This is a genomic window from Neobacillus sp. OS1-2 (assembly GCF_030915505.1).
Lineage (GTDB): Bacteria > Bacillota > Bacilli > Bacillales > Cytobacillaceae > Neobacillus.
Window position 1 is genome coordinate 1833971 of record NZ_CP133265.1, and the last position, 22813, is coordinate 1856783.

19 protein-coding genes are annotated in these 22813 nt (G+C 39.1%); 9 read left to right on the forward strand and 10 right to left on the reverse strand.

Annotated elements, in window-relative coordinates:
- Positions 1 to 17 precede the first annotated feature (17 nt).
- Positions 18 to 1493 carry a multicopper oxidase family protein gene (locus RCG19_RS08990; RefSeq protein ID WP_308110575.1) on the reverse strand — a complete coding sequence of 492 codons (1476 nt, stop codon included), beginning with the start codon at positions 1491 to 1493 and terminating at the stop codon, positions 18 to 20.
- A 281-nt stretch (positions 1494 to 1774) separates the two neighbouring features.
- Between RCG19_RS08990 and RCG19_RS08995 the strand changes: the two genes are divergently transcribed.
- Together RCG19_RS08995 and RCG19_RS09000 are read left to right on the forward strand one after the other, a co-directional pair.
- Positions 1775 to 2176: a cupredoxin domain-containing protein gene (locus tag RCG19_RS08995; protein WP_166245445.1), complete on the forward strand. Its 402-nt coding sequence runs from the start codon at positions 1775 to 1777 to the stop codon at positions 2174 to 2176.
- Positions 2177 to 2343: 167 nt separating this feature from the next.
- Entirely contained in the window at positions 2344 to 3705 is a 1362-nt protein-coding gene (locus tag RCG19_RS09000) for a methyl-accepting chemotaxis protein (RefSeq protein ID WP_308110576.1), read from the forward strand.
- Between the two features lie 246 nt (positions 3706 to 3951).
- On the opposite strand, the gene RCG19_RS09005 is transcribed toward RCG19_RS09000, so the two are convergent.
- The 7 genes from RCG19_RS09005 to nadB form a co-directional block, all read right to left on the reverse strand.
- The gene (locus RCG19_RS09005; protein ID WP_308109556.1) at positions 3952 to 5151 is read right to left on the reverse strand and encodes an IS256 family transposase; all 1200 of its coding nucleotides are present in this window, start codon (positions 5149 to 5151) and stop codon (positions 3952 to 3954) included.
- Positions 5152 to 5417: 266 nt separating this feature from the next.
- On the reverse strand, positions 5418 to 5978 hold the full coding sequence (locus RCG19_RS09010; RefSeq protein ID WP_308110577.1) for a TasA family protein: 561 nt from the start codon (positions 5976 to 5978) through the stop codon (positions 5418 to 5420).
- Positions 5979 to 6055: 77 nt separating this feature from the next.
- Positions 6056 to 6619 carry a signal peptidase I SipW gene (gene sipW / locus RCG19_RS09015; protein ID WP_308110578.1) on the reverse strand — a complete coding sequence of 188 codons (564 nt, stop codon included), beginning with the start codon at positions 6617 to 6619 and terminating at the stop codon, positions 6056 to 6058.
- Between the two features lie 44 nt (positions 6620 to 6663).
- Positions 6664 to 7143 (reverse strand): hypothetical protein, encoded by a 480-nt coding sequence (locus tag RCG19_RS09020; protein ID WP_308110579.1) that lies wholly within the window; start codon positions 7141 to 7143, stop codon positions 6664 to 6666.
- Positions 7144 to 7827: 684 nt separating this feature from the next.
- Positions 7828 to 8787, reverse strand: coding sequence for a quinolinate synthase NadA (nadA, locus tag RCG19_RS09025; RefSeq protein ID WP_308110580.1), 960 nt, complete (start codon positions 8785 to 8787; stop codon positions 7828 to 7830).
- 1 nt (position 8788) lies between these two features.
- A complete protein-coding gene (gene nadC / locus RCG19_RS09030; protein ID WP_308110581.1) occupies positions 8789 to 9634 on the reverse strand; it encodes a carboxylating nicotinate-nucleotide diphosphorylase in 846 nt (281 codons plus the stop codon).
- A complete protein-coding gene (gene nadB, locus RCG19_RS09035; RefSeq protein ID WP_308110582.1) occupies positions 9603 to 11180 on the reverse strand; it encodes an L-aspartate oxidase in 1578 nt (525 codons plus the stop codon). The genes nadC and nadB overlap by 32 nt, the downstream gene beginning before the upstream one ends.
- A gap of 137 nt (positions 11181 to 11317) precedes the next feature.
- On the opposite strand from nadB, the gene RCG19_RS09040 reads away from it, so the two are divergent.
- The 3 genes from RCG19_RS09040 to ahpF all read left to right on the forward strand — a co-directional run bounded on the left by RCG19_RS09040 (position 11318) and on the right by ahpF (position 14220).
- The gene (locus RCG19_RS09040) at positions 11318 to 11863 is read left to right on the forward strand and encodes a transcription repressor NadR (protein ID WP_166245455.1); all 546 of its coding nucleotides are present in this window, start codon (positions 11318 to 11320) and stop codon (positions 11861 to 11863) included.
- A gap of 250 nt (positions 11864 to 12113) precedes the next feature.
- The gene (ahpC, locus tag RCG19_RS09045; RefSeq protein ID WP_166245457.1) at positions 12114 to 12677 is read left to right on the forward strand and encodes an alkyl hydroperoxide reductase subunit C; all 564 of its coding nucleotides are present in this window, start codon (positions 12114 to 12116) and stop codon (positions 12675 to 12677) included.
- 13 nt (positions 12678 to 12690) lie between these two features.
- On the forward strand, positions 12691 to 14220 hold the full coding sequence (ahpF, locus tag RCG19_RS09050) for an alkyl hydroperoxide reductase subunit F (RefSeq protein ID WP_308110583.1): 1530 nt from the start codon (positions 12691 to 12693) through the stop codon (positions 14218 to 14220).
- Positions 14221 to 14310: 90 nt separating this feature from the next.
- On the opposite strand, the gene RCG19_RS09055 is transcribed toward ahpF, so the two are convergent.
- Positions 14311 to 16959, reverse strand: coding sequence for a PBP1A family penicillin-binding protein (locus RCG19_RS09055; RefSeq protein WP_308110584.1), 2649 nt, complete (start codon positions 16957 to 16959; stop codon positions 14311 to 14313).
- Positions 16960 to 17269: 310 nt separating this feature from the next.
- Between RCG19_RS09055 and bacA the strand changes: the two genes are divergently transcribed.
- The 4 genes from bacA (at position 17270) to RCG19_RS09075 (ending at position 21546) form a co-directional block, all read left to right on the forward strand.
- A complete protein-coding gene (gene bacA, locus RCG19_RS09060; RefSeq protein ID WP_308110586.1) occupies positions 17270 to 18064 on the forward strand; it encodes an undecaprenyl-diphosphate phosphatase in 795 nt (264 codons plus the stop codon).
- Positions 18065 to 18215: 151 nt separating this feature from the next.
- Entirely contained in the window at positions 18216 to 19388 is a 1173-nt protein-coding gene (locus RCG19_RS09065; RefSeq protein ID WP_166245468.1) for a sulfite reductase subunit alpha, read from the forward strand.
- Positions 19389 to 19612: 224 nt separating this feature from the next.
- Positions 19613 to 20494, forward strand: a complete 882-nt coding sequence (locus RCG19_RS09070; RefSeq protein WP_308110587.1) for an ABC transporter permease subunit — start codon at positions 19613 to 19615, stop codon at positions 20492 to 20494.
- The gene (locus RCG19_RS09075; RefSeq protein ID WP_308110588.1) at positions 20491 to 21546 is read left to right on the forward strand and encodes a hypothetical protein; all 1056 of its coding nucleotides are present in this window, start codon (positions 20491 to 20493) and stop codon (positions 21544 to 21546) included. The genes RCG19_RS09070 and RCG19_RS09075 overlap by 4 nt, the downstream gene beginning before the upstream one ends.
- Before the next feature lie 134 nt (positions 21547 to 21680).
- On the opposite strand, the gene RCG19_RS09080 is transcribed toward RCG19_RS09075, so the two are convergent.
- Positions 21681 to 22811, reverse strand: a complete 1131-nt coding sequence (locus RCG19_RS09080) for a GerAB/ArcD/ProY family transporter (protein WP_308110589.1) — start codon at positions 22809 to 22811, stop codon at positions 21681 to 21683.
- Between the last annotated feature and the right edge of the window lie 2 nt (positions 22812 to 22813).

Sequence of the window (22813 nt, forward strand, 5' to 3'; positions counted from 1 at the left end):
GGATATGGCAGCCTTTTTTAATGATGAGCATGTTGGTATTCAGTATCGCTTTTTGGCAACGTGGTTGGTACTTGTGATTCTGTACCTGGTTCTACTAGTAAGAATTGCCCCATCATCCCATCATCCTCGTGCCGTAATAAATGACAGTGATACATGAGCGGATGATTTGGATCAGGATAATCCCCAAATTCCACAGCAATTCTAACCGTAGCACCATTCGGAATAAACACGGTATCCTTCCTTCCTCGTTCATACTCTGGAGGCTTCTTGCCGTTTACATCCAATACCCGGAATGCGGCATCATGAATATGAAAGTTATGTGACCAGCCAAAGTTATTGATTTCCCATATTTCCTTTGTGCCCGCTGGAACAACCTCATCAATTCGATTCATATCCATCTTTTTATCATTGATTTCGGATTTCATCGTCAATTTAAATTGACGTACCTTCGCATCCTTAGGAGCCTTTATTGGCGGAATGCTGGAAAGCTGCTCAGGTATTGGCGCGGACTCGGTTAATTTTGTGGCAGCCTCCATTTTTATCAAATCGAATTCGCCATTTTCAATCCCGCTGCCACTACTGTAACTGTGAAGAACAGTTTCCTCTCCTGGCTTAAAGTTAACCACTATCTCTGCACGTTCCCCAGGACTTAACATGATTCGCTCTAATGTTACCGGCTTTTCCAGTAAGCCGGCATCATTTGCTACCACCTGAAACGAGCGGTTATCCGTAAAGCCAAAATGATAGGCTCTTGCATTTGAAGCATTAAGCAACCGAAAACGAACTTGACTTGCTGTGACTTTAACATATGGGTCATACGTTCCATTTACAAGTATTTCATTGCCTAGTGTACCAAAGGTGGTATCATCCTTCTCTGAAAACTGACCATTACTAGTAAACAATTTATCTTGTACAATCAACGGGATATCATCAACCCCATAATTAGAAGGTAACTTTTTGGAATCCTCATCATCTATCAAAAACAAACCAGCAAGTCCACGGTATACATGTTGGGCTGTTTTACCATGTATATGTGGATGGTACCACGTAGTTGCAGCCGGCTGGTCAATAGTCCAATTGGGCGACCATGTTTCTCCCGCTTTAATCATTTGGTGCGGACCCCCGTCCATCGCTGCTGGTAATTTCATTCCATGCCAGTGTAAGGTTGAGGCCACATCTAACTGATTCACTACATCAAATGAAACCTTGTCACCACGCGAAACTTTAACAGTTGGGCCAAGATAGGTGCCATTGATTCCCCATGTGTCAGCCTTTTTTCCCGGCAAGAATTCAGTTGTTCCCGATTGCATTGTTAAGGTAAAATGCTTTGTCCCATCAGCTCCAATAGTTGGTTCGAGAAGTTGCGGAATTTTTAGTGAATTATCAAAGTGCAACTTCCCTACATTTGTGACTGGTTTTTCATCCCTGCAGCCGGCTAGTCCCACAACTACTACTAGTAACAGTAAGCCAAAAATATATTTGTACGTTTTCAATTTAGCTCATTCTTCCCTTCTATTTCCGCAAAAATTCGTATCGCATCATAGAATCATTGATGCCCTACCTTCCTTTAAAGTCCTTTGTTATCCATATTCCCATTCTTAATGGTATCACAATCGGTCAAACATAGATTAACTAAAATATTTCTAAAAACTTGACCTACATCAAGGAAATGGAATAAATGGGGGACTTAAAATGAAAGTGGCAAACAATGAGAAGCCTATATCAAAGCCCATCATCAGTTTCGTCATATTCAGAAAAAGGGAGATAAAATAGTATGAAGAAGATTCTTAGTTTACTATTAGTTACGGCTGCCTTAACTTTAGGCCTGGCTGCATGCGGAGGGGCAGATGAAGAAACCGCTGCCAAGCAAGACAAAACCACTGAAACAACTACAGCTGCAACAGGAGGAGACTTCACCATCACTGCGAAGAACTGGGAGTTTTCTTCAGATAAAGAGTTAGTTATTAAAAAGGGTGAAAAAGTTAAAATCAATTTAGTGAACAAAGAAGGCGTTCATTCCATTACTAACGATGAATTAGGAATTAACCTTACTGCAGACAAACCCGCCGAATTTACCGCAGACAAAACAGGGGAATATGAATTAAAATGTTCTACTGTTTGTGGTGCTACTGAAGACCATGAAGGAATGAAAATTTCGCTAAAAGTTATAGACTAAGTCTACGAAACAGGATAAAGGACAAAGGGCATGCCCTTTGTCCTTTTTTATTTCCAATTAAAGCCATAAAAGTAAGGAAATTTAATTATTCTGCCAGTTTCCAATAAGATGGTATATAATAGAAGTAGATTTTAATTATGGAGAGCATCATCACGGGGGCGAATGTAATGTTAAACTATGACAATCATAATGAAGTGCATCAAGAAGATGAATATTCACAAAACCTAGTGAAACAATTAGAAAGAATATATGAGATACATGTAAATTATGGAACTTCACAGGAAAAGGCCTATTTAGAAGGAAATAATGAACTTGAACTCATTATTAACAAGATCCTTGAATTAAAGACAAGCCAAGTACGTGAAATGTTTCTATTAAATAGTGAATTAATCGAGTTTGTTACCCAAATGGATTATGTAAAAGAGATGGTAGACCATATTTCGCTCCAAAAAATATCTGTAGATGAAGTGGCTGCCAGCAGCGAGGAAATGAGCCGGGCAATTGAAAACATTTCTTATCATGCCCAAACGTCCTTACTCACAACAAAGAGTGCCATTCATACTTCAAAGGTTTCACTTGAGACCCTAACTGAATCCTTTCAATATATTAATCAATCATTTGAAGAAATCAATAAAGTAAAAGATAAGATGAAGAAAGTAGTAGAGGATACGAAAGAGATTGATAATGTAGTCAATATTATTAATGATGTAGCTAAAAAGACAAATCTGCTAGGTTTAAACGCAAGTATTGAAGCAGCAAGATCAGGGGAAGCAGGCAAAGGATTTGCTGTTGTGGCCAGTGAGATTAAGAAGCTAGCCGATAATACAAAACTATCTGCTAATTATATAAAGGATATGGTAAAAAGCCTTAGAAATGAAATAGGGGCCTCAGAAAAAGAAATGACGGAGGCGGTGAATGTCTTTTCACAAGGTAAAGTGCATATGAATCAAGCCATTACTTCAATGGACAAAATGGGCAATTCGTTAGAAGGAATTGGCACGGTCATTGAAAGTATTACAACCAATGTCGAGGAACAATCTGCTGCAACACTAGATGTTTCAGAAAAGCTAACTGAAATTAATAACCAGACGCAACTTCTCAATGAATCCTGTTTGAAAACAGGACAAGGCATTTATACGATTAGTGAGATGGCAGAAAACATCAGAAATACAGCGCTTCCTTATTTTAAGGATTTTAAAGGGTTTCAAATGTTACTACCTGTAGCCACCGAACATTTATTATGGAAGTGGAAAGCCTATAATGCTGTTTGTGGATTTGTCGAGCTTGATGAACAGAGTATACCGGAATATACAACTTGTACCCTAGGACAGCATTTAGCTGCAACAAAAGATAAAAATCCGAATGATGAACTAGTAGTAAATTTATTTGAACCGCATAAAAGAGTCCATGAAGTTTCAAAGGAAATTATTCATGAAGTAAATAGTGGAAATAGACATAGAATCAATCATTTATTAGAAGAATTAAATTCTACTACAGGGACGTTGGTTAACGAGTTGGGGTCTGCGTAAAATCTTGTGTAAGTAATATTCGACAATCTTCGCAAGGCGAAAAACAATAGGTATGAAAAAAATATAATCTGGCAATACTATACTTGCCTTTTACCATAAAACAGGATAGGGCAATGCAGAAGTGCAACCCGAGCGGTTTTATGGCTTTTACCCTAAAACGGACGGATCTATGCTGTCCGTTTTTTGTGTCCGTTTTAGGGAAAACAAATGCGATAAACTTCAGGGGTTTGGGGACAGAGTCCCCAATTATGATGTCTGGTTTAAAATCTCAAGCTGGCTCAAGATCATATCCCAATTACGATAACGCATTGTCCATTTTTTTGTTATATTTTGAGCTGCCAAGTAAAGCATTTTCCTTAAGCTATCATCATTAGGAAAAATAGACTTTGTTTTTGTTACTTTTCTAAATTGACGATGCAGCCCTTCTATAATATTCGTAGTATATATTATTTTCCTAATTTCTGGAGGATATGCAAAGAAGGTGGCCAGAATATCCCAATTTTCTTCCCATGACCTAACAGCAGAAGGATATTCCTTGCCCCATTTATCTTTAAATTCAATGAGTCTTTCTAAGGCTGTTTCTTCATTTATGGAAGTGTATACCTTTTTTAGATCTGCTACAAACTCTTTGATGTGTTTATAAGAAACATACCTGGTACTAGCACGAATCTGGTGGATGATACAGCGTTGAATGCCGGCAAAAGGATACACAGCTTGAATGGCCTCTCTAAACCCTGTAAGTCCATCTACACAGAAAAGATTAACCGTTTTTACACCTCTCGTTTTCAAATCGTTCAACACACCTAACCAAAACTTGCTACTTTCATTTCCTCCAACCCAGATCCCTAATATTTCTTTATATCCTTCATTGTTGATTCCTAAAACGACATAGGCTGCTTTCGATACAATTTGGTGATTATCCCGAATTTTATAATGAATGGCATCCATGAATATAAAAGGATAATAGGCTTCAAGCGGACGGCTTTGCCACTCATTTACTTGCGGAATAATTTTTTCGCTAATCTTACTAACTAGCTCAGAAGAAATCTCAATATTATAGAGATCCTTGACTTGTTCCTGAATATCTCTAGTGGACATGCCGTGAGCGTAAAGAGACAGTATCTTTTCTTCCAGACCGTCCACACTTCTTTGATATTTGTCCAAAATTTTGGGCTCGTACGAGCCATTTCTATCCCTAGGAACACTAACTTCAACTTCTCCAAATTGTGTCTTTAATTTCCGTTTTGTTGAGCCGTTTCGGTAATTGCTTGGTGCATCACCCCGGCGCTGATGTTTCTCATAACCTAGCTGATCTTCAATTTCACACTGCAGTACCTCGCCCATGATATCAGAAAACATTTCTTTGATCGTTTCCATGATTTGATTGGTACTCGTGAATTTTTCTTCCTTTACAATTTCTCTGATTAATTCTTTTGGTAACTTCATGTCGAAAAATCCTCCTTGGGAAAATTATTTTATCCTAATTTTCGCCAAGGAGGATTGATTTCAAACGTATTTACACAACTTTTTCCGCACCGTCACGAGTTGAAAAAAATATCCTCTTAAGCTTTTTATTCGAAGCATTCGATGGACTATAGCTAAGAGTGCTTTTCTTCTGACTCATACAAACAGGGCTTGTCACCACCAGAATCGTGTCGATGATTTCGACAAAATTCAGGTGGCGACAGGTACCTATTTCCACGTTACGCTATTTAATCATTCCAACTTTGAACTGCATCACCAGAATCGATCACACCATTATCATTTGCATCACCATTATTCCGTGATTGAACCGCTTTAACATAAATATCGATATAGCCATTATTTGCACGTTGATAATGATTAGGTGCATTCTTAGGGAAGTTATAGGTTAAATTTAAAGTGGCAGTCTCACCTGGTTTTATTAGTTTTACTGCATTATCATAGGTAATGGTTAAAGGTGTATTATGGCCCTCAAAAGCCTCAAATAATTGGCCCTGCTTAGAAGCATTGGATTGCTCCTGATCAAATGCAACCCAAGCATTCAAGTTTCCATCATTTTTCACCTTAACCTTGACAGTTTCAGAATCCCCTGGTGCTAAGTTTTCCATGTGGAGTGACTGTGCAAGTACCGCTCCTCCATTCACTGCATTAATTTCTAATTTTCCTGGTTTAAAATCACTGCCCTCAAATGCACCCTCACTAGTCCACAAGGCAAATGTACCTGCACTGATTAATGCTGCTCCCATGGCTGTTGTTAGTAACGTTGCCCCCATTTTTCTTTTTAAACTCATCTTCCTTGCCTCCCTTTTTCTATTATCCCAATATGTATAAGGATAAATAATTTTATGTGAACTCCTTTTTAAGAAATTCAACCAGTTGGATTTGCCTTTTTTGATTCTACTTTTGAAATAGCTTTCCATAGGCTAATAATGGACGATAGGATCATGAGCACTCCTGGAACAATCATCAGAAATATTGCCCCATTGGTAGATTGGATAAAAGCCAATAGTTTCCCGATAAAGGGGAGAGTGAAACCACTATAGACCCCAACTACTTTTTCAGGCATGACAGGGGATCGGTCTGTCGTGTCGTTGTTATCACCCTTTGTCATAAACTGGACCCTATCCTTTTCTTTTTGTATTTCAATAATTCTATGAGTTATTAATGTGTTAGGATTATCCGCTGCTTTGAAAGTGATAACGTCACCTTTTTGAAGAGTTGTCGTATCAGAAACTGGTTTTACAGCGATTATGGATCCGGTCTTGATACCCGGCTCCATGGAACCAGATAAGACCGTCATAATCTCATAGCCGAAAACCTTTGGAGTTCCACCGTTTATTTTTGTGGATATCACTGTCATAACCATACAAATTAACACTTCGTAGATAATTACTGATGAAACTCTACCCGCCCATTTTTTAAACCTTTTCATTCTTTCACCTACTCCATTTTTTTGATTATTTGGGAATGCTTCTTTTATTTATTAACATTAATTTTTTTACTAACAGTCACTGGTAGCCCTTCTAGTAATATCTCATTTCCAACAGGCTTTTCGTGATTCTGAAAAGCAACAAACATATAAAAACCCTTTTTTAATGGAGTATATGTCAGCTTGATTGGGTCCCCATTTACAGCCATTTTAGGAATTACTCCCTCGCTAATTACTAATTCGCCCACTTCTCCATGAGGGCCAACAGGGTTTCCATTCGGGCTATAATAAACAGAATAGGTAGAGTTTAGAGCCATATCTCCCTGACCGACATTCTGGATATAGGCATAGATTTCATTTGAATCATAACTAGCATTTGTAAATGATAATGTACTATGATCAAACCATGGGCCCGCTTCAATGCTGGTTTCCATTTTTACTTGACTAATAAAGAGCGCATTTGTTGTTGAGGTTAAGTTAAGTGATAGAAACATTAAGACAAACCAGGCAAGTCCAAAATTCCACATAATAAAGAGGATTCTATGGTTCCTTCTTAAATTTCTAAACCTAGTAAGTTTAATTGTTCTCCCTCCCTTTATTAAGAAAGTTCTAAATAGCTCAAGTTTGTGTTCTTTATAACGAATACCTCTGATTTAGTATAGTACAAAATACCGCTATTGAAAAACCCCTAAAATAGGCATTTATCCTCAAATAAGTGCGTTTTCTATCCTTTATATCGGTTTATCTCCTGTTTTCTCATTAAGTTGTAATTTATATAGATAATTTGCGTACTTTATAATGCACACAGCTAATTTAGCTTTCCTTAGACGCTCAGTATACACAGCGTTAAAATAGTACTTTGGCATAATATCAATTTTCGCAGGTGATCTTATGAAGATTTCAATAGAGGAAATTAACAAGTGATAGAAGAAACTCTCAATAGTGGCCGATTCGAAGCATACTTGATAAAGGGACAACTGGTTTGTTAATGAGGATTGACGACGGCTATGATCAATTCAGAGGAATCGTGAAATCAACGATATGAATAAAGAGGGCATTTACACGAAAGGAGGATTTTATGGGGCTATTCAAAATTGCAGAAACTAGGAAGACAATGCCTGTCACTACCCAACTAATGTCGAGGAATGCGACAAAACGCGAGTAGCGGCAGGCTCCTTTTCAAATCACCCAGTTTCCGTTAATAAACAAACTTAACCAATGGAGACCATCCGCTCAATAGCAAGCTTTGCTCGCTCGGCTGTATCGGCAGAAACTGTAATGACATGCTTGTTTTCTTTTAGGGCCGCTAAAACCTTTTCTAGTGTAATCATTTTCATAAAAGGACAGACAGCCTCCGGATTGGCGGCAACAAAGCGCTTTTCAGGATTTTGTTTTTCCATCTGATGGATAATTCCTACCTCTGTTGCAACAATGAATTCCTCCGCATGCGAATCTTTAGAGTGTTTTAGCATGTTACCTGTTGATAAAATATGTGTCTTTTCAGCTGGCAGTACCCCTTCAGACATTAAGTACATGCTTGAAGTGGAGCATCCACATTCGGGATGGACAAGCAGCTCGGCCTCTGGATGCTGTGTCAGTACATCCTCTACCTGATGTGTTGCAATCCCTGCGTGAACATGACATTCCCCCAGCCAAATATGCATGTTCTCACGGCCAGTTTCATTCTTCACGAAAGAACCAAGGAACATATCCGGTAAGAAAAGGATTTCTTTGTCCTCTGGAATCGACCGGACAATCTCCACTGCGTTGGAGGAGGTACAGCAATAATCGCTTTCCGCCTTCACCTCAGCAGTTGTATTCACATAAGCAACGACAACCGCCCCAGGATGCTCAGCTTTCCATTCGCGGAGCTGATCTACTGTGATGGAATCAGCTAAAGAGCAGCCTGCCTCGAGGTCTGGGAGCAGCACGGTTTTCTCCGGATTCAAAATGGCCGCTGTTTCTGCCATAAAGTGAACACCACAGAACACGATTACGTCTGCAGATGTGGTCACCGCGGCACGTGCAAGCGCAAGGGAATCACCCAATACGTCTGCAATATCCTGAATCTCTGGAAGTTGATAATTGTGCGCGAGCAGAATAGCATTGCGCTTTTTCTTCCATTCTTGAATTTCCTCCACTAAGCTGCTTTTCATCTCAGTAACTGGCATTTTATTGTTCCTCCCCAAGGACGACTTTGACACTAATATCAAGTGCTTTGTATGAATGCGTTAAAAAGCCTAAAGAAATATAATGAACACCCGTATCACGATAGTCTGCCAAATTTGTTAATTGGATCCCACCAGATGCTTCCGTTATAATATGGTCCGGTACTACTTGTATAAATTCCCTGATCTCATCTGGTGTGCGGTTATCAAACATAATTACATCTGCACCCGCTTCAACCGCTTCAATGACTTGTTCTCTCGACTCTGTTTCCACTTCAATCTTAACCATATGGCCAGTATTCTGACGAATTAACTCGACCGCACGTTTGATTGATCCAGCAAAAGATATATGATTGTCTTTGATCATGACACCATCATAAAGACCATAGCGGTGATTATATCCACCGCCCGTGCTGACAGCGTATTTTTCCAGCATTCGAAGTCCCGGTGTTGTTTTTCTCGTATCGCAAATCCTCGTATAAGGGCTATTTAGCGTTTCGACTGCTTTTCGTGTTAAGGTGGCAATTCCGCTCATACGCTGGACCAGATTAAGGACCACTCTTTCACCTTTTAATAGAGCAGAAATTCCCCCTGAAACCACTGCCAATCTCTGCCCAACTTCGAATCTATCACCATCCTGGATCAACAATTGGATCTCCATTTCTGAATCCAACAGATGGAAGCCCATCTTTATTATTTCTTCGCCGCAGAAAACACCATCTTCTTTTGCTAAAAAGACGATTTTTCCCTTCGCATGGTCTGAAAAAATCAAATCAGTCGTAATATCCCGATCTCCAATGTCCTCGATAAAGAATTGCTCAATTAACGAACGCAGTTTCAATTTGTTCATGTCTGATTACCACTTCCCCTTTACGTTTCTGAATGATCGCCCTTTTTAACCAACCCTCATCTTCATCTGGAAAATCACTTCTATAATGGCCGCCGCGGCTTTCCGTTCGGCATAACGCTGCCGTCGTAATTAGAAAAGCCGTAATGTACATAAAAATCGCTTCAATATCTTGAATGGAATAGGAGTCAAACTCCGCTAAATCATTTACATGTAACTGCAGCAGCCAATTATTCTGTTCTTCTAAAAGTTCTTTAGAACGGACAATTCCAACTCTCTTCATCATCCTATCCTTTAAAACCTTGACATCTGGAAGGGAAATACTTTTCTCTTGGATGATCGGAATAGATCTAGGGAAATGAAGAATGGGCTCTTTTTTCGAATGTGCATTAATCCATTGCGATAACTTTTCCCCTTGATAAAGTCCTTCTAATAAAGAATTACTAGCCAAGCGATTTGCGCCATGAAGGCCTGTACATGCGGCTTCCCCTATGGCAAAAAGACCATTTATAGAGGTACGGCCATGTAGGTCCGCTTTGACCCCCCCCATTAAAAAGTGACTGCCGGGAGCAACCGGAATTCTTCCTTCCGACAAATCCACTCCATTCTTCCGGCAAATCGCTGTTATGGATGGGAACCTCTTTTCAAAATCATTAATATGTGTAATATCCAGATATACTTCATGGCCATTTTTGATATAGTCAAATATGGTCTGAGACACAATGTGTCTTGGGCCAAGATCCTTTAACGGATGGACGCCTTCCATGATAGGGGTTCCCTCTTCTGTAACTAAAATGGCGCCTTCCCCTCGAACCGCTTCGGAAATTAAGCCTTTTGTTTCCCCATCTTTATACAAAAGTGTTGGATGGAATTGAATAAATTCCATATCCGCAATTTCTGCTCCCGCCAGGTAGGCCATCGCAATCCCATCTCCCGTTACAGTTGGAGCACTGGAAGTAAAGGAATACATCTGCCCACAACCGCCCGTTGCAAGAATCACATACTCTCCGAGAAAAATACGGATTGTGCCATCGGGGTTCTTAGCTTTTACGCCAATACATCGTTTTTGCTCATGGTCGATGATTAACTCGTAAGCAAAGACGTTTTCTTCCACTTTTATATTTTCAGTTAGGTTAGTAATCAAGTATTCTATAATATTTTTTCCTGTTGCATCGCCGCCGGAATGTACAATCCTATTTTCACTATGAGCGCCTTCTAGTCCAAGCAGAATCCGACCATCTTGATCTTTGTCAAAAATAGTACCTTGGTCAGAAAAGTTGCCAATTAGCGTTGGAGCTTCATTCAAAACTTCACGAACAGATTCCTCATTATTATGAAATCTCCCTGCCTTAAGGGTATCCGTGTAATGCTTTGATGGATCATCCCCAATCCCAATAGCAGCAGCAATTCCACCTTGCGCCAAATAAGAATTTGCATTCTTTATATGTGACTTTGTGAGAATCCTCACATTTTTATCACTGTTAAGTAAGGTGGCCAGCTGTAAAGCCGCAACCCCACTGCCAATAATAAGAACGTCATTCCTTTCCATGTTGTAAGCCCCCATAGTTAACAACTGTCTTGACATCTATATTTACATAGATTTAAACTAAAAACAAGATTTTTTATTCGAAAATTGTGATAAAAAATTAATGGAAATTGAGTGAGTTATTGATTAGGAGTGTTTCCATGACAGAGCAAAAAAAGTTAATAGGAGAAGAAAGAAGGTCGCGGATTTTACAAATTTTAATGGATACAACTACTCCCATTACCGGGGGTGAATTAGCTGCCAAAACAGAAGTGAGCAGACAGGCAATTGTCAGGGATATGAACCTATTAAAAGCAAGGAACGAACCAATCATCGCTACAAGCCAAGGATATATTTATTTAAAGCAAACAGGTACACTTCCTCTATTTGAGAAGACGATAGCCTGCCGCCATTTACCCCATGAGGTAGAAAGTGAATTACATTTGATAGTGGATCAAGGCGTAACGGTTAAAGACGTCCAAATAGAACATCCGGTTTACGGGAATCTAAATGCTGCTCTTATGGTGTCAAACCGAAAGGACGTCAAACAATTCATGGAAAGAATCTCTCGTACAAAGGCATCCCTTTTATCTGAATTAACATTTGGACTTCATCTGCACACACTATCTTCCACAAGTAAAACTGCTTTAATAGAAGTAGAAAATACACTAAAAAAGGCAGGATTCCTATTAGAGGCAGATGAATAAGCCCTAGATTTTCCTCATCGATATACAACGATAAGAAGGACATTTATGAATTGTCGCCCTTTCTATTTTAAAACCATTTAACAATTAATATTTAATTAAAATAATTATTGTATTTTAGTTGACAATAATAATGAACCCTATATAATAATAATTATAAATTGATAACAATTATGGATCTACTAATGCAAGGAAATGTTCTCAACTAGTAATCCATAATTCTCAATAACCACATTTAGGAGGAATTATTATTATGTCTTTAATTGGAAAAGAAGTACAACCCTTCAAAGCACAAGCATACAGAAATGGAGAATTTCTTGAGGTTTCAGACGCAGACTTCAGAGGCCAGTGGAGCGTAGTATGCTTCTACCCAGCTGATTTCACATTTGTTTGCCCAACTGAGTTAGAAGATCTTCAAGACCAGTATCCAGCACTACAACAACTTGGCGTTGAAGTATTCTCAGTTTCTCGTGATTCTCATTTTACACATAAAGCATGGCACGATTCATCAGAAGCAATTGGTAAAATTACGTATACTATGATCGGTGATCCTGCACATGTTCTTTCCCGTCACTTCGACGTATTAGTAGAAGAACTAGGTCAAGCTGATCGGGGTACATTCATCATTGATCCAGATGGTATCATCCAAGCAGTTGAAATTAATGCAGATGGCATCGGCCGTGATGCAAGCACACTTATTAACAAAATTAAAGCAGCACAATATGTACGTAACAATCCTGGAGAAGTTTGCCCGGCAAAATGGAAAGAAGGCGCAGCAACACTTAAGCCAAGCCTTGATCTTGTAGGAAAAATTTAAGGAGCACAATCAAATGATACTAGATGCAGATATAAAAGCACAATTAGCCCAATATCTTCAACTGATGGAGGGCGATGTGCTGCTCAAAATTAGCACAGGTTCTGATGACGTTTCTCGTGACATGGTGGCACTAGTGGATGAATTAGCCACCATGTCATCCAGAATTAAAGTTGAACATGCACCATTACAGAAGACACCGAGCTTTAGTGTCAATCGTATCGGTGAAGACACTGGAGTAACATTTGCTGGCGTTCCACTTGGTCATGAATTTACTTCGTTAGTGTTAGCTCTCTTGCAGGTAAGCGGCAGAGCTCCGAAGGTTGACCAAAAGGTCATTGACCAAATTAAAGGTATGAATGGCGAATATCACTTTGAATCTTACATCAGTTTGAGCTGTCACAACTGTCCTGATGTTGTCCAAGCACTAAACTTGATGAGTATTTTAAACCCTGGTATTTCACATACCATGATTGATGGGGCTGCCTTTAAAGAGGAAGTAGAGAGCAAAAACATCATGGCAGTACCAACCGTGTTCCTTAACGGGGAGGCATTTGGCAGCGGCCGGATGTCACTTGAAGAGATTCTCGCAAAAGTTGGCAGCACGCCAGATGCTTCAGAGTTTGCAGATAAAGATCCATTTGATGTACTTGTCGTTGGCGGTGGCCCAGCAGGTGCTAGTGCAGCCATCTATGCTGCACGTAAAGGCATTCGCACAGGCATCGTGGCTGAACGCTTTGGCGGTCAGATCATGGATACTCTCGGTATTGAGAACTTTATTAGCGTAAAGCAAACAGAAGGTCCCAAGCTGGCAGCAAGTCTTGAAGAACATGTCAAAGAATACAACGTTGATGTCATGAATTTACAGCGTGCCAAACGCTTAGAAAAGAAGGATTTCATCGAAATTGAACTGGAAAATGGTGCTGTATTAAAAAGCAAAACCGTTATCCTTTCAACAGGTGCCCGCTGGCGTAATGTCAATGTCCCTGGTGAAGCTGAGTTTAAGAATAAAGGTGTCGCCTATTGCCCACATTGTGACGGTCCGCTATTTGCAGGAAAACACGTGGCGGTAATCGGAGGCGGTAATTCCGGTATTGAAGCAGCGATTGACCTGGCCGGCATCGTGAAGCATGTAACGGTCATTGAATTTGCACCAGAACTGAAAGCTGATTCTGTCCTGCAAGAGCGCCTTTACAGTCTTCCAAATGTAACAGTCATCAAGAATGCTCAAACAAAGGAAATTACTGGAACCGATAAAGTAAACGGTATTACCTATATGGATCGTGGAACAGAGGAAGAGCATCATATTGAATTACAGGGTGTGTTTGTTCAAATCGGCCTTGTTCCAAATACCGATTGGTTAGACGAAACGATTGAGCGCACAAGAATGGGTGAAATCGTGGTTGATAAGCATGGAGCTACCACCATTCCTGGTGTATTTGCTGCAGGTGACTGTACAGATAGCGCTTATAAGCAAATCATTATTTCAATGGGTTCAGGTGCTACTGCTGCGTTAGGTGCATTCGATTATCTTATCAGAAATTAACGAACGGACAAAGAGTCTATAACGCTAATGCAAGGGGCTTCCCACATAATGTGAGAAGCCCCTTTTTACTTCCATAAGATTTATCCTTCATTAAGGCTGTGTTTGTTTCATATCTCCTGACTCAGATCCACTTTCTACATTATTCCCATTTTCAGTAGGAGGAACAGTAACCGAGGTAGTGGTTGGCCCACTCGCACCTGTTTCATTTGAGGCTACTACTGATATGACATACGTTTGACCTGGTTGCGGATTACTTAACGTTGCACTTGTTCCTGCCGTGGTCGTTAAGGTTTCTTTACTACCATTCACCGTATAGGTAACGATAAATTGGATATTTTCCATTTTGGTGTTATTGTTTTTCCAATTAATCAAAATATGATTCGCATTTTGATCATATTGAGCATGTAAGTCACTTGGACTTTTTGGTACTTCTGCTGTTTCATTAACAGTCAGTGAGGCTGCGGCAGACTCACTCCTGACACCTTCTGTATTAGCCGTGACGGTAAAAACATATGGCTTTCCTTTCACAGGGCTTTCCAGTACAGTCTGTAAGTCACTCGTAGCCGGCAATTTTATTGTTTGTCCATCTACAGTGTAGGAAACCTCAAAGGTTGTTTCTAACTGACTATTTGATGAGTATTTCCATGATAGTTGAATACGATCTGAAGCTTCATCATATGTTGCTTGTACTTCGGTTGGCTTATTAGGCTTGGGCGGTTGTGGCTTTTCGCCATTTTTAACGTAGTATTCCTTACCTGATTTCCCCACACTACTTGGTTGTTCAAATCTTTCCGTGCTCGTAGCTGTTCGTGACATGATCTCCTTAAACACTAGCTTAGAGAAGTCCGCACTTTTGCTTCCTAAATAGTCATCTGCAGATTTAGTTTCCGTATAGCCAGTCCAAACCGCACCGGTGTATTGTGGTGTATATCCTACGAACCACGCATCCCGTGTCGCACTTTCTGGTAGCCCATATTTATCTATCGCGGTTTGATCAAAGCTAGTTGTCCCCGTTTTACCGGCTAAGTCAAGCTTGGGCAGATTCGCTTTTGTACCTGTTCCCGAATCTACAACTGTCCGTAACATATCTGTGATGAGAAAAGCCGTATAATCAGCCATTACCTTCTTTTTAGTTGAGGCTAACTTCTTTTCTGTTCCATCTGAATAGATTATTTTGGAAACAGTATACGGTTTACTATAGTAACCACCATTCCCAAATGCCGCATATGCACCCGCCATATTCAGCGGAGATGCTGCGTCAATAGCCCCAATGGCATTTGCTTCATTCGCTTTTTGCTTATCTGAAATAGGAAAACCAAGACTATTGGCAAACTCTGTCGCATAATCTGCGCCAACCGTTTGATAGGCCTTTAAAGCAGGGATATTTCGTGACCAGGTCAAATGCTCTCTAATAGTCTTATTTCCTGCGTAGCTCCGATTCGCATTTCGAATTGGCGTACCATTTGTATATTGATACTGTTCATCTTTTAGGATGTGTCCTGTAGACCATTTGAATTTTTCAATTGCTGGTCCATAATCGAGAATAGGCTTAATCGTTGAACCCGGATGGCGTTTAATTGCTGTCGCATAGTTAAATCCACCCGTTTGATAATTTCGCCCTCCGCCGATGGCTTTAATAGCACCTGTTTGTGTATCTAAAATAACCACAGCTGTTTGTAATTTCTGATTATCTGGATAGTCGATATACTCATTTGTTGATAGGGCATTCTCTGTGATCTGTTGAATCTCAGGATTAATCGTACTATAGATCTTTAATCCATCTTCAAAAATATTGGCTTTTGTTTTGGCTTGGACCTCTGTAATCACCGTATCCACAAAGGCCTGGTATTTAGTTGCTGCCTTTTGTTGAATATTTAACGTATCTTCGATCGGTGTTCGTTGGGCGCTTTCCATTTTTGCTTTAGAAAGATAGCCATGTCTGTTCATATATTGAAGCACCAAGTTTCTCCGCTTTTCTGCCGCTTGCAGATTCCCTTCAACAGTAGGAATATAATTATTAGGGCTTTGTGGAATTCCCGCCAGCAGGGCAGCTTGTTCTAACGTTAATTTATCTAACTCATCAGGGCCCAGTCCGAAGAATCGTTCAGCTGCTTTAGCGACTCCGTATACATCACTGCCATACAAATTTTTATTAAAATACATTTCAAGAATTTGATCCTTGGAAAACTTTCTTTCAAATTGAATAGCCAAATACCATTCTTGGATCTTTCTTGTTGGCGTTTTATCAGTTGACAAGAAGGCATTTTTCACAATTTGCTGTGTAATCGTACTGCCGCCTTGTGAAGAGCCGGTCGTGATATCCGTCCAAACGGCCACAAGTGTCCGTTTCACATCTATTCCATGGTGCTTGTAAAAACGGGCATCCTCTGTGGCCAAAACAGCATTTTTTAGGACATCAGGGATTTGATTGATCTGAATATTATCTCTCTTTTCAGTACCAACCTCGGCAATAATGGTCTTCCCATCACTAGCAAATATTTGGGATGATAAGGGATCTTTTAATAGAGTCTCATCAAACTTTGGCGCATCTTTGACAATCCATAATAAAGCGCCTACGCCAACCAGGAACATAACAAGCCCGATTGTAAGACAAATATAGAGGATTTTTTTCCAAGACATTTTTCTTGAATCCTTGTTTTTATTCTGACTTGAAGCTCGTTGGTGCTGCTTCTCTTGTATTTTCTTTCGTTCTGTTCGGGACGAATAATCATCAGCCATACTAGTTACTCCTGCCTTCCTTGTAAACAAATAATCTTAAAAAATACTACTATTATAAACTCTTAATTTTACTATTTTAATCTTCCTTTTATTATTGGATAAACTAAAATAGAATACAACTAGAGTTTATAGCAGAGCTGGCTATTTACTCAATAGTTTAACCATAATAATTCTATGATTTCCACTGATAAGTCGTTTAGACCCTTTTTTAGGAGGGAATAATAAAAGGGACCATCCCTTTTTTTCTATGCTTGTGTAAATTAGTTTGCAGAACGTGAAATAACTATCCGATGAGGAGATTGGGAAAAACTTGAGCAACCATATCATAGCATTTATATTAGGAATCGTAGAAGGATTAACTGAATTTTTGCCAATATCATCCACAGGTCACATGATTTTAGTTGGTAACTTGTTAGGGTTTGAGGGTGAAAAAGCGAGTACATTTGAAGTAATTATACAGCTTGGTTCAATGCTGGCTGTTTTAGTATTATTTTGGAAGAGATACCTGTCCCTTCTGAACTTCAGTTCCATTGGAAAACCAGAAAAGAGATTAGATGCTGTACACATTATATTGGGGGTCATACCTGCTGCAATCGTCGGACTAGTGCTGCATGACTTCATAAAACAACTTTTTTCACCTAATGTTGTGGTAGTCAGTCTTGTAGCTGGGGCCATTTTGATGATCTTTGCGGAGAAAAAACATGAAAATTTTACTTCTAACACAGTTGATGAATTAAGCTATAAACAAGCCTTTACCATTGGACTCTTTCAATGCTTAGCCGTCATCCCTGGTTTTTCTCGTGCTGGCTCGACCATATCCGGGGGATTACTAGTTGGGGCAGATCATAAAACGGCAGCTGAATTTTCCTTTTTGGTCGCACTTCCTATAATGGTGGGGGCAACAGGCTTGGATCTAATGAAAAGTTTGCATTTTTTACATACAAGCGACATTCCAATGTTCGCGATCGGTTTTATCACGGCATTTGTCGTAGCAATGGTTGTAGCAGTCCTGTTCCTTAAAGTACTAGGCAAAATTGGTTTAACCATTTTTGCTTATTACCGAATCGCCTTAGCTGCCCTATTCATCGTATTTGTCATACTTTAAGAACGCGATTCACGATTTATTTAATTGACCATGCCGATGGATGATTTACAAGCAGGATAAAAAAAATTGTCGATTGTGTGTCAAACTCCACATTCTGATTTCACATCTCTGTGGTATTCTAGTTATATACTACTTTTGGAGGTTATGAGACATGCAACTTACATTGGAAAACCCTGAAAGCACCAAAAGTGACAAACCATTTTCAAGGACTAATCCATTTCAAGCAAAGGTTCTAAAAAATAGTAATTTAAATGGAACGGGCTCTAGCAAAGAAACAAGGCATATCGAGTTATCATTAAAAGATTCCGGTCTTTCATACAACCCAGGTGATGCACTTGGCGTTGTTCCGGCAAATGACCCAGAACTTGTTGCTTCACTTCTGGAGGAAATGGGCTGGGACGCGGAAGTAGTTGTAACTGTTAGTAAGCTAGGTGAGACATTGCCATTGAAGGAAGCATTGACTTCTTACTTTGAAATTACGCTGCTCTCGAAGAAAATTTTACAACAAGCTGCCGCATTTACAGAAAACGAAGTGCTGCAAAACCTTGTGCTAGTTGAGAATGCAGCCCAACTAAAGGAATATTGCTATGGACGTGACTTGCTTGATATGTTGCATGACTTTGGTCCATGGAAGGCTTCTGCACAGGAGATCGTTTCTTTATTAAGAAAAATGACGCCGCGACTCTATTCAATTGCAAGCAGCTTGACAGCAAATCCAGATGAAGTTCATCTAACGATCGGTGCTGTACGCTACACGGCGAATGGACGTGACCGAAAAGGCGTTTGTTCTGTTCTATGTGCTGAGCGTCTACAGGTAGGGGATACGCTTCCAGTCTTTGTTCAAGCCAATAAACACTTCCATTTACCTGAGTCCCAAGATACAGATATTATCATGGTTGGTCCAGGGACGGGTATTGCACCATTCCGTTCGTTTATCCAGGAACGTGCAGGTACTAAAGCAACCGGCCGGTCATGGCTATTTTTTGGGGATCAGCATGCTGCATCGGATTTTCTTTATCAAAGTGAGCTGGAACAATATCAGCAAGATGGGGTATTAACAAGACTCGATACGGCATTTTCCCGCGATGGGGATCAAAAGGTTTATGTCCAACATAAAATGATCGAACATAGCAAAGAGTTATTTGCCTGGATTGAAAAGGGAGCTATCTTCTACGTTTGTGGGGATAAGGAACATATGGCGAAAGACGTCAACGATGCGCTTATTACCATCATTGAACAGGAAGGTAAGATGGACCGCGAAGCAGCTGAAGCTTGTCTTAAAGATATGCAGAAGCAAGGCCGTTATCAACGTGATGTGTATTAAATTTAACTGTTGCGTATATAGATTTGCATAAAGCAGAAAGAAACCCTTCGTTCTAGATTTAGACGGAGGGTTTCTTTCTGCTTTCTTTATTAGGAAAGCTTTCATTTTTTTCATTATTATGGGTATATTTTTTACCATTTAGATTAATAAAATATGACAAGCAAAGCCAGAATATTTTATACTATTATTACATTATTATATATTATTGGCAGGGATGGATAAATTTGATAAGGAAAATATTGTATCTCCCCATACAAGTAACCGCCATTTTGGCTGGTTTTGTCTTTCTGATGAATATCCCTATATTTTTCCAATTTAATGCTAAGGAAAAAAGTATAGATATGGATATTAGCTTATATTGGAAGTATTCCAAAAGTAACTTAAGCTGGTTTCTTCATATCAAAGACGAATTTCCATTTATATTTGAATATTTAAACGTCTCAACCATTGATAAATATTTTTATACCATGAGCATCTTACTACTTGCTCTCCTCTTTGTAATAATTGCGGGGCTAATTGTTTCCACCACAATCATGATGCTGCCCATTTCCGCCCGAAAAAGATTAAAAGGTTTTATTGATTTCACGACGAGTTCACCTGAACTATTAATCATCTTCTTGTTACAATATCTGGTCATCTATCTATATAGAACATACGATATTAAACTGTTTCAGTTATATGGTGGATTGAGTACACAACCTTATTTCTTACCGGCCTTCGTATCTTCCTTTCTTCCGGCCCTTTTCTTAATCCAGTTTTTATTAAGAGAATTTTCGAATGAAGAGGGAAAGGATTATGTCGTATTTGCTAGAGCAAAAGGCCTGTCACGCAGAACTATCTATTTCAAACATATCATACGTAACATTATTCCTTTATTACTCATTCATTTAAAAGTAATTATATGGTATATTCTGACAAATATTATTGTGGTAGAATACTTATTTAACATTGACGGGTATATCGGAATTGTAAAATCCTTCTTTGCAAAGCGGATTGTTCCATATATAATCAGTCTTCTCCTTTTTGCCGTTCCTGTTATTCTATCTAATTTACTATCTTGGATCATAACCATTAGAATGAATAGAAAGGACCATAACAGTATATGAGATTATTAAACTACAGGAAGACCATTTTTGGCCTGTTGATCTTAAGTCTTATCTTAATTCTAAGCATTCTTTATCCATTATATGGTCCGGCAGATTTTAACAAAATACGAATTCTTTATGGTGAAAATGGGATGAAGGCCGGTGTCGCACCATTCCCACCTTCATCCCATTTCCTTCTTGGTTCTGATCGAAATGGAGCAGATATCCTATTAATGATGATTTATGGTGCGAAATACACCATCCTTATTGCATTTGGTATCACCATACTGAGAGTTTTTATAGGCGGTCTGTTCGGGATTATCTTTTCATTTTGGCTTAAGTTCCTTTTGCCAATTGTAAAGGATTTGCTTGTGGTATTTCGGATTATTCCGCATATTATTATTACCTTGCTACTTATTACTGCTACTTCAACTACCTATGTAAAAGATGGAACCATGTTCATCATTGCCTATCAGATGGTCATTTTAGTTATCGTGGGTGTCCCTTCTGTCCTAATTAGTACAACAGATATCATCCAAGAACTAAAAGGAAAGTCTTTTATTCAAAGCTCATATTTAATGGGGGCAAGTCATTTCCATATTATCAAAAGACACTTGAAGCCTTTTATGAATTCTTATGGTTTGCTGCTATTTGTTCAACAATTACTCAATACGTTGGTGCTGATTATGTTCCTTGGCACCTTCAATATTTATTTGGGTGGTATTTCACTTGAAGAAATTGTTGGCACAGATCAAACAGGGAGTCTGGGGATCGGTGCTCACAACGTTCCAGGTCAGGTTAGTTCACTTACAAAGGAATGGTTGGGGTTAATCGGGCAAAACTACCGAGAATTCTATCGGATTCCATGGATTGTCTTAGACCCACTATTTGCCTACTTTTTTTTAATATTCATCATTAATATGATGAAAAAAGAACTTGAAGCGGTAATGGAGGGCAAATTCAAAAACCGCCAGACTAAGAAAGGCCAGAAAAAGAAAACTCAAGGCAACAATCCTGCTCCACCTCTTTCTCCGGACTTTACCTTCTTAAATAAAACGGATTTGGAAAATTAATAGATTCCCTTAGTGTATGTTCGTGGGGTTCTCTATTACTTGACAAAACAATAAGGTGTTAATCCTAAAATAATGATCGTTAAAGACTAAAGGACATTTCCCATCTTTTAAATGAGGAAATGTCCTTTTTTCTGCTACACAACTGATTCAGTCCCCTTATTTTCAGTCCTTCGTCGCTTACCTATCATCGACTTGATTACACTTAAAATAAACAAAAAGGGAATATAGCCAAATATGAAACCTATGCCTATATAACCGACAGCCTTTTCCAACACTTGCTTGATTAATATATCCTCTGCGTTACTAGTGAACAAAAAGTAACAGACGATAAAAAGGAAAAGAATGAACGTTGGAGTTACCTTGCTAAAGGTACGTTTGACAATTCTGACGGAAGACCATAAATAAATACAAAAAGTTGGGATTAAAACTAATAACCATGTAAAGAGAAATAGAAACTCAAACCGTTCTAGAAACGGCAGTTGGATTACTTTAATCATGGTTAATGTAGGCCATGCTAAATGTTGGAGTTTACCTTGTGTGAAGTACATAAAGGTTAGGATAGTTATCAGCACATATAATAGGGTGGTATAAAGCAAACCAATATTAACCCACTTTTTAGAGGCCATTCCGTTTTTAATAAAAGGAAAATAACCAAGAATGGTCTCAAATCCAAAATACATGAATCCACTTTCTTTTGCTGAGATTAAATATTCCTTGAAACCGTGAGTAAAGAACGGCATGATGTACGTATGATCAGTAAAATGAAATAAGTAGACAATCGTTGTCAGCATAATACTAGGAATGACTACTCCCCAGAATGCAATGCCCGCAATAAGTCGAAACCCACCAGATACAATATAATAAATGCTAACACAGAGCAGGAGGGAAAGCTCCCAAGATCCAATCCCATCAAACACCCATATTTGGAGTATGTCGATATAAGCCTGAACGGCAACTAACCCAACTAGAAAAAAATAGATAGCCACTATGATATTCAGAAAACCACCTATAACTTTACCAAATACATCGGTTTGAAATGAAATGAGGTCTCCTTGGCTGGAGTTTCTTATGATATGGACGATCATAAGGAAAATAATATGTAAACTGAGCCCCACAGCCAAAACGGAAACCCAGGCATCTTGTCCTGCTCCTTTAATAATAGCGGATTGATACTTTAATACGCCAATCCCTGTTTGTGACGAATGAATGAGGAAAAACAGGAAATAAGGTGAAACCATTGCACTTTCCTTCATCTTCAATTGCATCC

Excerpts from the sequence above, each read along its gene's own strand:
- RCG19_RS08995 (WP_166245445.1), top strand. The coding sequence starts at position 1,775 with ATGAAGAAGATTCTTAGTTTACTATTAGTTACGGCTGCCTTAACTTTA.
- RCG19_RS09000 (WP_308110576.1), top strand. The coding sequence starts at position 2,344 with ATGTTAAACTATGACAATCATAATGAAGTGCATCAAGAAGATGAATAT.
- RCG19_RS09005 (WP_308109556.1), bottom strand. The coding sequence starts at position 5,151 with ATGAAGTTACCAAAAGAATTAATCAGAGAAATTGTAAAGGAAGAAAAA.
- RCG19_RS09010 (WP_308110577.1), bottom strand. The coding sequence starts at position 5,978 with ATGAGTTTAAAAAGAAAAATGGGGGCAACGTTACTAACAACAGCCATG.
- sipW (WP_308110578.1), bottom strand. The coding sequence starts at position 6,619 with ATGAAAAGGTTTAAAAAATGGGCGGGTAGAGTTTCATCAGTAATTATC.
- RCG19_RS09020 (WP_308110579.1), bottom strand. The coding sequence starts at position 7,143 with ATGTGGAATTTTGGACTTGCCTGGTTTGTCTTAATGTTTCTATCACTT.
- nadA (WP_308110580.1), bottom strand. The coding sequence starts at position 8,787 with ATGCCAGTTACTGAGATGAAAAGCAGCTTAGTGGAGGAAATTCAAGAA.
- nadC (WP_308110581.1), bottom strand. The coding sequence starts at position 9,634 with ATGAACAAATTGAAACTGCGTTCGTTAATTGAGCAATTCTTTATCGAG.
- nadB (WP_308110582.1), bottom strand. The coding sequence starts at position 11,180 with ATGGAAAGGAATGACGTTCTTATTATTGGCAGTGGGGTTGCGGCTTTA.
- RCG19_RS09040 (WP_166245455.1), top strand. The coding sequence starts at position 11,318 with ATGACAGAGCAAAAAAAGTTAATAGGAGAAGAAAGAAGGTCGCGGATT.
- ahpC (WP_166245457.1), top strand. The coding sequence starts at position 12,114 with ATGTCTTTAATTGGAAAAGAAGTACAACCCTTCAAAGCACAAGCATAC.
- ahpF (WP_308110583.1), top strand. The coding sequence starts at position 12,691 with ATGATACTAGATGCAGATATAAAAGCACAATTAGCCCAATATCTTCAA.
- RCG19_RS09055 (WP_308110584.1), bottom strand. The coding sequence starts at position 16,959 with ATGGCTGATGATTATTCGTCCCGAACAGAACGAAAGAAAATACAAGAG.
- RCG19_RS09065 (WP_166245468.1), top strand. The coding sequence starts at position 18,216 with ATGCAACTTACATTGGAAAACCCTGAAAGCACCAAAAGTGACAAACCA.
- RCG19_RS09075 (WP_308110588.1), top strand. The coding sequence starts at position 20,491 with ATGAGATTATTAAACTACAGGAAGACCATTTTTGGCCTGTTGATCTTA.
- RCG19_RS09080 (WP_308110589.1), bottom strand. The coding sequence starts at position 22,811 with ATGCAATTGAAGATGAAGGAAAGTGCAATGGTTTCACCTTATTTCCTG.